This window comes from Brevundimonas sp. NPDC058933, assembly GCF_049315965.1.
Lineage (GTDB): Bacteria > Pseudomonadota > Alphaproteobacteria > Caulobacterales > Caulobacteraceae > Brevundimonas.
In genome coordinates this window covers 199,726-211,861 of the sequence record NZ_JBMOSL010000001.1, presented here as the reverse complement: position 1 = coordinate 211,861, position 12,136 = coordinate 199,726, and the positions used below count along the sequence as shown (strand labels likewise).

The 12,136-nt window shown below is 66.3% G+C and carries 15 protein-coding genes; 8 read left to right on the top strand and 7 right to left on the bottom strand.

Features of this window, described 5'->3' with window-relative positions:
• The first annotated feature begins 1 nt into the window (after position 1).
• A complete protein-coding gene (locus ACOZBP_RS01000; RefSeq protein ID WP_422674599.1) occupies positions 2–406 on the top strand; it encodes a TIGR01244 family sulfur transferase in 405 nt (134 codons plus the stop codon).
• Here ACOZBP_RS01000 and ACOZBP_RS00995 read toward each other — a convergent pair.
• A complete protein-coding gene (locus ACOZBP_RS00995; protein WP_422674598.1) occupies positions 403–552 on the bottom strand; it encodes a hypothetical protein in 150 nt (49 codons plus the stop codon). The genes ACOZBP_RS01000 and ACOZBP_RS00995 overlap by 4 nt on opposite strands.
• Before the next feature lie 88 nt (positions 553–640).
• Between ACOZBP_RS00995 and ACOZBP_RS00990 the strand changes: the two genes are divergently transcribed.
• Positions 641–1,552, top strand: coding sequence for an MBL fold metallo-hydrolase (locus tag ACOZBP_RS00990; protein ID WP_422674597.1), 912 nt, complete (start codon positions 641–643; stop codon positions 1,550–1,552).
• Here ACOZBP_RS00990 and ACOZBP_RS00985 read toward each other — a convergent pair.
• Positions 1,549–2,250, bottom strand: a complete 702-nt coding sequence (locus ACOZBP_RS00985) for a DUF1499 domain-containing protein (protein ID WP_422674596.1) — start codon at positions 2,248–2,250, stop codon at positions 1,549–1,551. The two genes, ACOZBP_RS00990 and ACOZBP_RS00985, sit on opposite strands and share 4 nt — an antisense overlap.
• Before the next feature lie 17 nt (positions 2,251–2,267).
• Complete coding sequence (locus ACOZBP_RS00980) at positions 2,268–3,899, bottom strand: long-chain-fatty-acid--CoA ligase (protein WP_422674595.1); 1,632 nt, start codon at positions 3,897–3,899, stop codon at positions 2,268–2,270.
• 219 nt (positions 3,900–4,118) lie between these two features.
• Here ACOZBP_RS00980 and udk point away from each other — a divergent pair, with 219 nt between their 5' ends.
• Positions 4,119–4,763 carry a uridine kinase gene (gene udk / locus ACOZBP_RS00975; protein WP_422674594.1) on the top strand — a complete coding sequence of 215 codons (645 nt, stop codon included), beginning with the start codon at positions 4,119–4,121 and terminating at the stop codon, positions 4,761–4,763.
• Between the two features lie 87 nt (positions 4,764–4,850).
• On the top strand, positions 4,851–5,465 hold the full coding sequence (locus ACOZBP_RS00970; RefSeq protein WP_422674593.1) for a TetR/AcrR family transcriptional regulator: 615 nt from the start codon (positions 4,851–4,853) through the stop codon (positions 5,463–5,465).
• A gap of 3 nt (positions 5,466–5,468) precedes the next feature.
• Here ACOZBP_RS00970 and pdxH read toward each other — a convergent pair whose 3' ends face one another.
• Entirely contained in the window at positions 5,469–6,131 is a 663-nt protein-coding gene (pdxH, locus tag ACOZBP_RS00965; protein ID WP_422674592.1) for a pyridoxamine 5'-phosphate oxidase, read from the bottom strand.
• Between the two features lie 143 nt (positions 6,132–6,274).
• Between pdxH and ACOZBP_RS00960 the strand changes: the two genes are divergently transcribed.
• The 4 genes from ACOZBP_RS00960 to ACOZBP_RS00945 all read left to right on the top strand — a co-directional run bounded on the left by ACOZBP_RS00960 (position 6,275) and on the right by ACOZBP_RS00945 (position 9,268).
• The gene (locus tag ACOZBP_RS00960) at positions 6,275–7,003 is read left to right on the top strand and encodes a DnaJ C-terminal domain-containing protein (protein WP_422674591.1); all 729 of its coding nucleotides are present in this window, start codon (positions 6,275–6,277) and stop codon (positions 7,001–7,003) included.
• Between the two features lie 10 nt (positions 7,004–7,013).
• Positions 7,014–8,099 (top strand): chorismate synthase, encoded by a 1,086-nt coding sequence (gene aroC, locus ACOZBP_RS00955; RefSeq protein ID WP_422674590.1) that lies wholly within the window; start codon positions 7,014–7,016, stop codon positions 8,097–8,099.
• Between the two features lie 84 nt (positions 8,100–8,183).
• Positions 8,184–8,879, top strand: a complete 696-nt coding sequence (locus tag ACOZBP_RS00950; protein WP_422674589.1) for a pirin family protein — start codon at positions 8,184–8,186, stop codon at positions 8,877–8,879.
• Between the two features lie 116 nt (positions 8,880–8,995).
• Complete coding sequence (locus ACOZBP_RS00945; protein WP_422674588.1) at positions 8,996–9,268, top strand: hypothetical protein; 273 nt, start codon at positions 8,996–8,998, stop codon at positions 9,266–9,268.
• Between the two features lie 3 nt (positions 9,269–9,271).
• Here the strand turns inward: ACOZBP_RS00945 and ACOZBP_RS00940 are convergent, their stop codons facing one another.
• The 3 genes from ACOZBP_RS00940 to queC form a co-directional block, all read right to left on the bottom strand.
• Entirely contained in the window at positions 9,272–10,348 is a 1,077-nt protein-coding gene (locus ACOZBP_RS00940; RefSeq protein ID WP_422674587.1) for a hypothetical protein, read from the bottom strand.
• A gap of 294 nt (positions 10,349–10,642) precedes the next feature.
• Positions 10,643–11,278: a 7-carboxy-7-deazaguanine synthase gene (queE, locus tag ACOZBP_RS00935; RefSeq protein WP_422674586.1), complete on the bottom strand. Its 636-nt coding sequence runs from the start codon at positions 11,276–11,278 to the stop codon at positions 10,643–10,645.
• A complete protein-coding gene (gene queC, locus ACOZBP_RS00930) occupies positions 11,275–11,994 on the bottom strand; it encodes a 7-cyano-7-deazaguanine synthase QueC (protein ID WP_422675464.1) in 720 nt (239 codons plus the stop codon). The genes queE and queC overlap by 4 nt, the downstream gene beginning before the upstream one ends.
• Positions 11,995–12,136: the final 142 nt, after the last annotated feature.

The following is a 12,136-nucleotide window of genomic DNA, read 5'->3' as shown; positions in this document are numbered from 1 at the left end:
GATGGCCGATCCCGTCGCGCTGAATGATCGCATCTGGCTTTCCGGCCAGATCGCGCCTGACGCTTTGGCCGAAGCGGCGGCGCGTCTGGGCTTTCGCAAGGTGGTGAACAACCGCCCCGATCACGAGGAGCCGGACCAGCCGACCAGCGCCGAAGTCCGCGCCGCCGCCGAGGCCGCCGGCCTTGGCTACCTCGACGCGCCCGTGCGCGGCTTGCCTGACTCGGCCACGGTTGAAAGGGTCGCGCAGTTCCTGCAGGACGGCGAGCCGACGCTGATGTTCTGCCGTTCGGGCATGCGATCGGCCGCGATTTGGGCCATGGCCGAGCGCAGTCGCGGCGGCGACGCGGACGACCTGCGCGATCAGGCTTTGGCCGCCGGCTACGACCTCAGCCGCGTCCCGCTCTAGCGAACGACGGCGGCCCGCGCGGCGTAGGGGGCGACGGGTTCGGGCGTGCACGAGGCCACGACCCATTGCGCCGCCACGAGACAGACCAGCACGACGATCACGGCTGGAAGTCGATCTGGCACAGGAAAAACAGCGGTTCGGATCACGGCGACGGCTCCCGAATAGTTTACAGGCGTTGATCGCAAGATCGGCGCCGCACCGATCGCCGCCGCTGATTGCCCAGGACGACCGCCCGTGATCCCCTACGTCCGACAGTTCGACTTCACCTATGGCCGTCGCGATCAGGTCTCGCCCCTGATTCAGCGGGTCATCGCCGACAACCCCGGCCCCTTCACCTTCACCGGGACGGGGACCTATATCGTCGGACGGGACATGCCGGGGGCGAGCGTGGCGGTCATCGACCCCGGTCCCGACGATGAGGCTCACCTGCACGCCCTGCTGCGGGCGGTTAAGGGACGAACGGTCAGCCATATCCTGGTGACCCATACCCACCTCGATCATGCCCCCTTGTCCAGGCCCTTGGCAGAGGCCGTGGGCGGTGCGCCCATCCTGGCGGCCCGCCCCCCCAGGCGCACCATCCACGCCTCCGCGCCGCTGGATGAAGACGACGACGCAGACTTCGCGCCCGACCTAGTTCTCGTCGGCGGCGAAATGATCGAGGGCGACGGCTGGACGCTGGAGGCCATGGCGACGCCTGGCCACGCTTCAAACCACATGGCCTTCGTGCTGAGGGAAGAAAACGCCCTCTTCAGCGGCGACCACGTCATGGGCTGGTCCACCTCGGTCGTCGCCCCGCCCGACGGCGACATGGCCGCCTATATGGACAGTCTGGATCGGGTTCTGGCGCGCGGCTTCTCGACCATCTGGCCGACGCATGGTCCGGCCATCACCCAGGTCGCGCCTTTTCTGAAGACCTATCGCGATCACCGGCTGGAACGCGAGGCGCAGATTTGCGCGCGCCTGGCCGCCGGAGATGAAACCATCGCCGAGATGGTCCCTGCCCTCTACGCCGCCGTCGATCAGCGCCTGTGGCCGGCGGCCAGTCTGTCGGTGCTGTCGCACCTGATCAAGCTGGTGAAGGACGGGCGGGCGACGGCCAGGCCAGAACCGACGATGGCCGCGCGCTATGCGCTGGCCTCTGACTAGGGCTGCAATCCGGTCACGACAGCCCGAGCCAGACGACAGGCCTCGTCCCCGACCTTCACGCCTTCGCGCTGCGCCACGCGGACGTCGGTGCGGCCCGGACGGATCCGGATAGCCGCATCATAGGTCAGGCCGAACCAGAAGCCTTCCTTGGCGCCATCCGCGCGGAAGGGCGCAGCCCCACGCACAGTAAAGCCCGCCGCCGCCAGCGCCGCCGCCGCCGTTTCCGGGGCCACCTGACGCGGGACTGAAACCAGAGCAGGACAGGCGACGGATGCCCCGCCCTTTCCGGCGCCTTGGCCTCGACGCATAGCGACCACCGCACGCGAGAAGGCGGGGGCCTCGGCGGCGTCGGTCGTGACGTCGTTGTCGGCTGGGACCGCAAAGCGCCGCTCCTGGATCAGGAACAAGGCCATGGTCGCGCCCGCAACGGCCAAGGAAACGGCCGCGTAGAGCCCGCGCCGTCTCACATCTTTCAACGCGATGATCACCGCGACCAGGGCCGCCGCCAAACCCGCAAAGGCCAGGATGCGGCCGAGCTTCAGCGTCAGGACATCCAGGCCGAAGCCGGCGCTCCACAGCCCGAACCGCGTCCCGAAGACGGCCACCAGAACCAGCAGAGGCGCCAGACAGGCGGCCAGCGTCAGCCAGCGCAGGCGGATCTCCGCGTTTCGCGCCTCGGTGCGGGTCGGTTCAGCCATTTGGCCCTCCTGAAAGATCAGCCTGCGGTCGGCAGGCGGTAATCCTTCATCTGCTCGCGCAGCAGCTTCTTGTCGATCTTGCCCGTGGCGCCCAGAGGGATGTCAGCCAGGAAGACCACGTCATCGGGCATCCACCACTTGGCGATCTTCCCGACCAGGAAGTCGAGGTGCTCCTGCTTGTCCTCGGTCTCGCCTTCCTTGAGCTTGATCAGCAGGACCGGGCGTTCATCCCATTTCGGATGGGCCGAGCCGATGACGGCGGCCAGAGCGACCTTGGGGTGGCCGACGGCCAGGTTCTCGATCTCGATGGAGCTGATCCATTCGCCGCCGGACTTGATGACGTCCTTGGCCCGGTCGGTGATCTGCATGAAGCCGTGATCGTCGATGGTCGAGACGTCGCCGGTGTCGAAGAAGCCTTCGTTGTCCAGGATCTCGCCGCCCTCGTCGCGGAAATAGGCGCGGGCGATGGTCGGCCCCTTGATCATCAGACGGCCATAGGTAGACCCGTCGTGGGGCATCTCCTGCCCGGCGTAGTTCTTCAGCTTCAGCTCGACGCCCAGCGGCGGCGTGCCCTGCTTGACCCGCCATTTCAACTGCTCGTCGTACGGCAGGGCGGCCAGTTCGGGGGTCATGTTGGACAGGGTGCCGATCGGCGAGGTCTCGGTCATACCCCAGCCCTGCAGCACCTCGACGCCGAACTCGTCATGGAAGGCGCGGATCATGCTTTCCGGTACGGCGGCGCCGCCGATCAGCACGCGCTTGACGGTGGAGAGCTTCAGATTGTTCTCGCGCAGGTGGTTCAGCAGGCCCTGCCAGACGGTCGGCACGGCGGCCGAGAAGGTGACGCTCTCGGCTTCCAGCAGTTCATAGATGGCCGGGCCGTCCATGCGCGCGCCCGGCATGACCAGCTTCGACCCTGCGGCCGGCCCGCCGAAGGCGATGCCCCAGGCGTTGGCGTGGAACATGGGCACGACCGGCAGGATGACTTCGCTAGGCGTCGCGCCGAGAACCGTCGCTTGCAGCCCCAGCAGGGTATGGATGAAGTTCGAGCGGTGCGAATAGAGCACGCCCTTGGGATTCCCCGTCGTGCCCGAGGTGTAGCAGAGGCCGCAGGCCGTCTGCTCGTCGAAGCCGCCCCATTCTATGTCTTCCGACGACTGCTCCAGCACGGTCTCATAGCACTCGACCACCGGAAGCCTGGTCTGCGGCATGTGGTCGGCGTCGGTCATGATCACCACGCGCTCAACCGACGGACAGTGCGGCAGGATGGCGTCCAGCAGCGGCACGAAGGTCAGATCGACGAAGATCATCCGGTCGGCGGCGTGGTTGATGATGTAGACCAGTTGCTCCGGGAACAGGCGCGGGTTCAGGGTGTGGCACACCGCGCCGATGCCCATGATGCCGTACCAGGTCTCGATATGGTCGGCAGTGTTCCAGGCCAGGGTGGCGATGCGGTCGCCGGGCTTCACGCCCCAGGCCTTCAGCGCATTGGACACCCGCTTGGCTCGCCCATGGATGGCGCCATAGGTGGTGCGCTCGATGGGTCCCTCGACCGAGCGGGTCACGACTTCTCGGTTCGGGTGCCAGTTCTTGGCGTGATCGAGAATCTTGTCGACCGTCAGCGGCCAGTCCTGCATCAAACCCAGCATCGCATTCCCTCGTGTTGCGCCTTCTAAGAATGTGGCGCTTTAGACCGACGCTATCTAGGTGAACGGCGATAAGCAACGTGCCGTTAGGGAAACAAAGTCGCAGGACCGTCACGCCTTTTCGTGAGGTCGCGCAAGACGCCGCCTGTGATCCTTCAGCGGCGACATGGTCAATCGGGCGCGGGCGGCCTAGAAGGCGCTCCAGCCGCACGGAGACAGCCCTTGACCATCCTGATCGCCATTACCGGAGGCTCCGGCTCGGGCAAGAGCACGCTGGCGGAGGCGCTGGTCGCCTCTCTGCCCGCCGGCGTCGCCGTGCTGATGCGCGAGGATTCCTATTACCTGGACGCCGCCAGCGTGCCCGGTTTCGACGCAGACACTCATGACTTCGACGACGTCGCCGCGCGCGATCATGGCCTGCTGATCGAACACCTGACCGAACTGAAGGCCGGCCGGCCAGCCGTCGCCCCGCTCTATTCCTTCCTTCACCATGGTCGCGACCCTGGCGGCGAGCCGATCCCCGCCGCCGAAGTGGTGATCCTTGAGGGCACTCACGTCTTGTGCACCCCCGCCCTGACCGCCCTGTTCGACATCAAGGTCTTCGTCGACACCCCCGCCGACATCCGCTTCATCCGACGCCTGCTGCGCGACCAGTCGGAGCGCGGCCGCACGGCGGAGTCCGTGATTCACCAATATCTTCTGACTGTCCGGCCCGGCCATGAGCGCCTGACCGAGCCGTCACGCACCCATGCCGATTTCATCATCGCCGATGCAACGGCGGCTGTCCGACTTGATGATCCGCAGGCGGTCATCCGCCTCGCCGCTCCGGTCCTGGCCCATCCGCTCCTAGCAGCTTGGCATCATTAGTTGATTTCCATTCGCAGAACCTCGTTACCGCTTGCAAAGACGGCAATTTGAAGGCACGCTGATCCTCCGCTTTCGGGGTAGGTGCTGATGACCGCCTTGGTCCACGATCTCGACGACCCTAGACGTGCCGCCATTGTGCGACAGGCGCGATTGCACTTCATCAACGAGGGTTACGCTGGCACCCGAATGGAGCCTATTGCGCGGGAATCCGGGGTATCGACCGCCACGCTCTACGCCTTTTTCGACAGCAAGGCGGTCTTGTTTGAAGCGGTGATCAACGACGCTTCGGAGGACTTCGCACGCCATATGGGCGCAGTTCCCATCGTGTCCGGCACGCCCCGCGAACGGTTGACCGCCTTCATCAGCGCCTATGCGGAGTTCATGAGCGACAGCTTCGTACGCTCGGTTTTTCGACTGGTGCTGGCCGAACGTCCCCGCTTCGAGGCGATCGCCATGCAATTCTTCGAGCGTGGGCGAAACGATTTCGGCGCCGTTCTGATGGGCATGCTGAGCGAGATGACCGCAGAGGGTCAGATGAAGGTGGGCAAGCCCTCCTGGGCGGCCGGGCAACTGATGGGGATGGTCGAACACCCCGTCTTCTTCGTGCCCCTGGTCACCGGGGACGACGTCATCGCCGAGCGAACGCCCCGCGCCATCGCCGAAGAGGCGGTGGAGACATTCCTGGCGCGCTACGCCGCCTGAAGACTAGGGCCAGAGACGAGTCCGCCGCCAGCTATCGCCAGCGCGATCAAAGCGCAGCCGATCATGCAATCGGAACGGTCGGTCACGCCAGAACTCGATCTGCTGCGGAGCCACACGCCAGCCGGTCCAGCGATCGGGACGTGGCACGTCCGCCCCCTCGAAACCCGCCGTCTTTTCCGCCACCCGAGCCTCCAGAACGGCGCGACTTTCCAGCGGACGAGACTGGTCCGAGGCCCAGGCGCCAATACGGCTCTCGCGGGCTCGACTGGCGAAATAGGCATCCGCTTCAGCATCGGTCACCGGCTCGATCACGCCGCGTATCCGCACCTGGCGGCGCAGACTTTTCCAGTGGAACAGAAGGGCGGCCGAAGGATGGGCCCACAACTGCTCCCCCTTGGCGCTTTCCTGATTGGAGAAGAAGGTGAAGCCCCGGGCGTCCACGTCCTTGAGCAGGACCATGCGCGCATCCGGCATGCCGTCCGCGTCCACCGTAGCCAGGGCCATGGCGTTGGCGTCATTCAACTCAGACGCCTTGGCGGCCTCCAGCCATTCGACGAACAGGGCGACGGGATCGTTTCGCTCGAAGATGCTCTCATCCCCGTTGGCCGCCAGTTGCGCGGCATAGTCCTCGACAGACGGGCTGGGCGGGATCACGGACTGGGTCATGGCCTCCACCTATAAACTCGCTCATCGGCTACGTCATCAGTTGTGGACTAATCCGCAACAACAGACTTCGCCATAAGGCGTTACGGCCCCAAGCGGCGCAAGGTTAACCGTGTCTTGACCATATCCGTTGGAGGGTGCCCGCCATGCGCGCTGACGCCCCTACCCTGGAAAACGCCCGGTCGATGCTGGGCCTGGCCGGTCCGGTCTCCGCCGAGACCCTGACCTCGGCTTTTCGGGCGACGATCAAGGCCGCCCGTCCCGACACCCCCGGCGGCGACGCCGAGACATTCCGCCGGGTCATCGCCTCATACCGCTTCTTGCAGGCCCAGACGCTGGCCCTGCCTGCGCCTGCATACGCCAAACCCTTTATTCAGCCCCTGCCCCCGGCGCCGCTGCTGATCCTGACGCCGATGCAGGCGATCAGCGGCGGCTGCATCCGCTTGACCGTGGCCGACCGCACCCTGCTGATCCATACTCCGCCGGGCGTGCGCACCGGCGACAAGATCCGTCTGAACCGGGGGTCTGCCAACGGCGACGAACTTCTACTGCCTGTCCTGATCCGGCCCGCCGACGGCCTGTCGGTGCTGGGCGGCGACCTGTTCATGACCTGGGCCGTGCCGCAGCGGTTGATGGACGACGGCGGCCGCATCGAGATCATGACCCACGCCGGGCTGCGTTCGTCCTGGCTGGTCCCCGACATGGTCGAGCCGGTGCGGCTGCGGTTGAAGGGCCTGGGCCTGCCCGCGCGCGGAAGCCGCCCCGCCGGCGACCTGTTCGTCAAGCTGGAGGCCTCGGCCGACCTGCCCTCAGCGGCCGAAGACCTGCTGCTTCGCTTCACGCGGGTCTGGACGCCACAGCGCATCGCGGCCTAAGCGGTAAGCCATGTCGCACAACACCTTCGGTCACCTGTTCCGTGTCACCACCTGGGGCGAAAGCCACGGCCCGGCCATCGGCTGCGTCGTCGACGGCTGCCCGCCGCTGATCCCCCTAACCGAGGCCGACATCCAGCCCCTGCTCGACCTGAGGAAGCCCGGCGGCAGCCGCTTCGTCACCCAGCGGCAGGAGGCCGATCAGGTCCGCATCCTGTCCGGCGTCTTCGACGACGGAAACGGCCCCGTCACCACCGGCACGCCGATCAGCCTGATGATCGAGAACACCGACCAGCGCTCCAAGGACTATGGCGAGATCGCCCGCGCCTTCCGCCCCGGCCATGCCGACTACGCCTATCAGGCCAAGTACGGCGTGCGCGACCATCGGGGCGGCGGACGCTCGTCGGCCCGCGAAACGGCCAGCCGCGTCGCAGCCGGCGCGGTGGCGCGCAAGGTCCTCGGGCAGAACGTTCGCATCCGCGCCGGCGTGGTCCAGCTCGGACCGCACCGCATCCCTGACGAAGCGATCGACTTCGACGCCGTCTATGATAACGCCCTCTTCGCCGCCTCGGCCGAGGTCGTCCCTGCGTGGGAAGACTATCTGGACGGCGTGCGCAAGGCCGGCTCCTCCATCGGCGCCGTGGTGGCGCTGGAGGTCACGGGCGTGCCCGCCGGCTGGGGTGCACCCCTCTACGCCAAGCTGGACGCCGAACTGGCTGCGGGCCTGATGTCGATCAATGCGGTCAAGGGCGTGGAGATCGGCGCAGGCTTTGGCTCAGCCGAACTGGCGGGCGAGGACAACGCCGACGAAATGCGCCTGGGCGACGACGGCCAGCCGGTCTTCCTGTCGAACAAGGCGGGCGGCGTGCTGGGCGGCATCTCGACCGGCCAGCCGCTGACGGCGCGGGTGGCGTTCAAGCCCACCTCCTCCATCCTGACCCTGCGCCAGACCATCAACCGCGACGGCGCCGAGGTCGACCTGCGCACCAAGGGCCGCCACGATCCCTGCGTCGCCCTGCGCGGCGTCCCCGTGGTCGAGGCCATGGCCGCTATCGTCCTGGCCGACGCCATGTTGAGACACCGGGCGCAAGTGGGCTGAAGCCATCTGAAACAAAGACAGTTGCAAATGAGATTTCGCGATCCTATCTAGGCCTCAAGCATTCCTCGGATGGGAGACCGCATCATGATCGACGTCAGACCCTTCAACACCCTCGGCGGCGCCAACCACGGCTGGCTGAACGCCAGGCACCACTTCTCGTTCGCCAACTACTATGATCCCAAGCGCATGGGCTGGGGCCGTCTGCGCGTCTGGAACGACGACGAGATCGGCGCCAAGTCGGGCTTCCCGCCCCACCCTCACGCCGACATGGAGATCATCACCTATGTCCGCACCGGCGCCATCACCCACGAGGACTCGATGGGCAACAAGGGGCGCACCGGCGCGGGCGACGTGCAGGTGATGAGCGCGGGCACGGGCGTGCGTCACTCCGAGTTCAACCTCGAGAACGAGACGACCACCCTGTTCCAGATCTGGATCGAGACGGACAAGCCCGGCGCCCCGCCGTCCTGGGGCCAGCGCGACTTCCCCAAGAACGACCGCTCGGGCCGCTTCACCGTCGTGGCCTCCGGCGATCCGGCGGACGAGGCCCTGTCGATCAACGCCGACGCCAGGATCCTGGCCGCGACGCTGAAGGCGGGCGAGAGCCTGACCTATGACCTGGCCGCCGGTCGCCGCGCCTATCTGGTCCCCGCTGTGGGCCGGGTGGACGTCAATGGAACCACGCTGAACGCCAGAGACGGCGCCGGCATCATCGACGAGGCCGTGATCACCATCACGGCCAGCGAAGACGCCGAACTGGTCATGGTCGACAGCCTGTAGACCCCGGCGCCCATCCCGGAAGCGGCGAAGGCCGTTTCCGGGATATGGCCCGCCATGATCCCGCCGTCAGGCTCTGTTCACTTCCGTCGCGCAGAATGGCGCCTCCGGAGTTTTTCATGACCATGTCCTATGCGCGGGCGACCGCCCTTCTGGCCGCTCTAGGCGGATCTCTGCTGTTGCAGGGCTGCGTTGTCGGCGCCGTCGTCGGCGCTGGGGCTGCAGTGGTCGGCGGCACGGCCAAGGCGACCGGCGCCGTGGTCGGCGCGGGCTTTGACGCCGTGACCACCTCGGACGAGGAAACCAAGGCCAAACGCGAACGCGAGCAGCGCGAATACGAGCGTGAGCAGCGCCGCTGCGAGCAACGCCAGCGTCAGGGCAAGGCCTGCTAGCGCCTAGTCCATTCCGAACGACCAGGCGTGGCCGAACTGTAGGTAGAAGACTACGCCGTCCGAACCGTAGGCGACGTCCACCCCCGCATCGAGGCCGAACTGTCGCGCGATGCGATAGCGAAAGCCCACCCCGCCGGTGTAGAGCGCGTCGGAATCCTTGTAGATTCTTGAACTCCCGGCCTCCGCAACGCCAACCCCTGCGAAGGCCAGGAACGCCCAGCGCTCGCTCCTTCGCCAGATCACCTCCGCTTCGGAGGCGTAGGTGTTCATGCCCTGGTAGCGCGCCGCCGGCACGCCGCGAAGATTGACGGCCGGAGCATAATAGATCGGAAAATCGCCCCGAATGGCGTCGGCTTCGAACTTGACGCCGTAGCGCAGTTTCTGGGAGGCCTCGCCGAACACATAGGCAGAGGCGTCGTACTCCTCATAGTCGCGGTCACTGCCGAAGGCGTCGCGATTGAATTTAGCCTCGGCCAGAAGGTTCATCCCCTGGGTAGGCGTCAGGGGATTATCGCGAGAGTCAAAATGGATCCCCAGCCCCAGGGCGCCTGTCTGCATATCCTGGCCGAACTCTCCCGCGAACGCGTCGGGCAAACCCTGCACATTCACTGTCGAACGAAGCTTGCGAAAATCGAACAGCGGCCCGAACGAGACACGGTCGTCGCCAAAGCGCCACAGGGCTGATCCCACGAGCCCGTAATCGTAACGGCTGGTGTACTCGATCCCTTCGGGCGCAAAGCCCGGATAGCTGTCAAGCGTCACCTTGCCCCGCCCAACGCCGAACCTGTAGCTCAAGCGTCCGTCCATCGCATAGCCGGACTGGAGATAGCCGACGCCGCTCGAACCGTTTCCGGTCTTGAAGGCGGCGAGGACACGGCGGGTGATCTGGCGGGGATGGTCAGGCGCGGAGGACAGGAAGGCCGCGGCTACGCCGCCGCCCCCGCCGACGGCGGGCTCGGTGATAATGATGGGAACCGGGATGAAGCCGCCATTGGCCAGAATGGACGAGAAGTCCAGGTGCCCATCCTGCGCATCGAAGAAGCGGTCACGGAACCTCTCTTTATGGGGCTCGGCGGCCATGTCCTGAACCGTAGCTTGCGGCGGCGCCGCCACAGCCTGCCCCGCCTCGGACGTCTCGCCTGAAACCTCTTGGGAGCGTGCGGGATCGACCCCGGCCAGCATCGACGTCAAAAGCAGGACCATCGCAGGCCACGCCAGTCGACAGATGTCTGGCTTCGCCCGCCTGCTGTCGATTTGAAATGGGTGAGTCACGGGCCCATTGAACGCGGAAGGACCGGCTGTAGCCATCGGGAGAAACCCGCAGGCCGGTTTCGGACGACCATGAGACGAGGCCGAATGGCCGGCGACAGACCGCTACCGTACCCCGATATACTTGTGCGTCTGGACGCTCAGGCGCCATTGCGGGTGTGTCAGGCAGTATTCGATGGCGGCGGCGGTGTTGGCGGCCTGATCGGGACCGTCCATGGGCTGGAGCCAAAAGCGCTCGAAATCCAGGTTCTCGAACCGATCCGGCATGGCCAGCGGCTGAGGGAAGACCAGCTTCAACTCCTGACCCGAGGTCTGGACCACGGCGGCGTCGGCCTTGGGGCTGATGCATATCCAGTCGACGCCATCTGGCGCGACCAGGGTGCCGTTGGACTCGATGGCGACCTCGAATCCGCGCGCGTGCAAGGCCGCGATCAGAGGCGCGTCCAACTGCATCAGAGGCTCGCCGCCGGTGCAGACCACCAGCTTGGGGTCGCCCTCGCGGCCCCGCCACATCCCGGCGACATGGTCGGCCATCGCGTCGGCGGTCCTGAACTTGCCGCCGCCGTCGCCGTTCACGCCTACGAAATCCGTGTCGCAGAAACTGCAGACCGCCGTGGCGCGGTCCCGCTCCAGTCCGCTCCACAGGTTGCAGCCGGCGAAACGCAGGAAGACGGCGGGCCGCCCGGCCTGACCGCCCTCGCCCTGCACCGTCAGGAAGACTTCCTTGGCGGAGTAAGTCACGCGCCCGCCGCCCATTCGCCATAGCCCGCCGCCCGCAGTTCGCAGGCCGGGCAGGTTCCGCAGCCGTAACCCCAATCATGGCGGTGCGTCCGGTCGCCCAGGTAGCAGGTGTGACTGGCCTCCACGATCATCTCCACCAGCCCCCGACCGCCGATCCGCTCGGCCAGGGCCCAGGTCTCGGCCTTGGTCAGGAACATCAGCGGCGTCTCGATCTGTGAGGGCTTGGCCAGTCCCAGGGTCAGGGCGTGGGCCATGGCCTGGATGGTGTCGTTGCGGCAGTCGGGATAGCCCGAGAAGTCGGTCTCGCACATGCCGCCGACCAGGACATCCAGCCCCCGCCGGTCGGCCAGGGCCGCGGCTGCGACCAGGAAGATGAGGTTGCGCCCGGGCACGAAGGTATTGGGCAGGCCGCGCGCGTCGGCCTCTATGGCGCGATCCGTGGTCATGGCCGTCTCGCCGATGGCCCCGAAACCGGTCAGATCAACGACGTGATCCGGCCCCAGCCGGTCGGCCCATTGCGGTAGGACGTTCACCATCTGCTCGCGCACGCTCTGGCGCGCCTGCATCTCGACCGCGTGTCGCTGGCCATAGTCGAAACCGATGGTCTCGACACGGTCGTAGCGTTCGAGCGCCCAAGCCAGACAGGTGGCGCTGTCCTGTCCGCCGGAAAACAGGACAAGAGCAGAAGTTTCAGAAGCTTGCGGCTTGACGCTCATGACGAACCTGCGGTCGGCCAAGGGCCGCGCGCATCCAGAAGAAACAGGGAAGATCGGATCTGATCCGCTCTATACGCCAGTCGGCCCCGCGCCGCAAAACACGACAGCTCGACCCCTTTTCATCAGTTTGAGCATTTTTGAT

Excerpts from the sequence above, each read along its gene's own strand:
- ACOZBP_RS00940 (WP_422674587.1), bottom strand. The coding sequence starts at position 10,348 with ATGGCCGCCGAGCCCCATAAAGAGAGGTTCCGTGACCGCTTCTTCGAT.
- ACOZBP_RS00985 (WP_422674596.1), bottom strand. The coding sequence starts at position 2,250 with ATGGCTGAACCGACCCGCACCGAGGCGCGAAACGCGGAGATCCGCCTG.
- ACOZBP_RS00970 (WP_422674593.1), top strand. The coding sequence starts at position 4,851 with ATGACCGCCTTGGTCCACGATCTCGACGACCCTAGACGTGCCGCCATT.
- ACOZBP_RS00950 (WP_422674589.1), top strand. The coding sequence starts at position 8,184 with ATGATCGACGTCAGACCCTTCAACACCCTCGGCGGCGCCAACCACGGC.
- aroC (WP_422674590.1), top strand. The coding sequence starts at position 7,014 with ATGTCGCACAACACCTTCGGTCACCTGTTCCGTGTCACCACCTGGGGC.
- ACOZBP_RS00980 (WP_422674595.1), bottom strand. The coding sequence starts at position 3,899 with ATGCTGGGTTTGATGCAGGACTGGCCGCTGACGGTCGACAAGATTCTC.
- pdxH (WP_422674592.1), bottom strand. The coding sequence starts at position 6,131 with ATGACCCAGTCCGTGATCCCGCCCAGCCCGTCTGTCGAGGACTATGCC.
- queC (WP_422675464.1), bottom strand. The coding sequence starts at position 11,994 with ATGAGCGTCAAGCCGCAAGCTTCTGAAACTTCTGCTCTTGTCCTGTTT.
- ACOZBP_RS00945 (WP_422674588.1), top strand. The coding sequence starts at position 8,996 with ATGACCATGTCCTATGCGCGGGCGACCGCCCTTCTGGCCGCTCTAGGC.
- ACOZBP_RS00960 (WP_422674591.1), top strand. The coding sequence starts at position 6,275 with ATGCGCGCTGACGCCCCTACCCTGGAAAACGCCCGGTCGATGCTGGGC.
- ACOZBP_RS01000 (WP_422674599.1), top strand. The coding sequence starts at position 2 with ATGGCCGATCCCGTCGCGCTGAATGATCGCATCTGGCTTTCCGGCCAG.